Genomic DNA, 330 nt, shown 5'->3' with positions numbered 1-330 from the left:
CTCCTTGATGAGATCCCCCANCACCACCCGGCGATAGAGCCAGAGCGCATAGGCCGCACTGAAGATCACGCCCGTGGTCGCCACCGCGGCGACCCATGTATTGACCTGGAAGGCTGCCATGAGCGTGAGGAATTCACCCACGAAGCCGCTGGTCCCCGGCAGCCCCACGTTCGCCATGGTGAAGAGCATGAAAATCAGCGCATAGGCCGGCATCCGGTTCACCAGCCCACCATAGGCGTCGATTTCCCGGGTGTGCATGCGGTCATAGATCACGCCGACACAAAGAAAGAGGGCGCCTGAGATGAAGCCGTGGCTAATCATCTGGAAGAT

At 60.2% G+C, this 330-nt stretch carries 1 protein-coding gene; it reads right to left on the bottom strand.

The genetic code is table 11. The annotated features are described in order from the left end of the window. The coding region (locus A3764_RS00755; RefSeq protein ID WP_269085009.1) for a proton-conducting transporter transmembrane domain-containing protein at window positions 1-330 on the bottom strand (330 nt) is incomplete at both ends.

Origin of the sequence: Sulfitobacter sp. HI0129 (assembly GCF_001635395.1) — a bacterium.
Taxonomy (GTDB): Bacteria; Pseudomonadota; Alphaproteobacteria; order Rhodobacterales; family Rhodobacteraceae; genus Sulfitobacter.
This window is presented reverse-complemented; position numbering and strand designations above follow the sequence as displayed.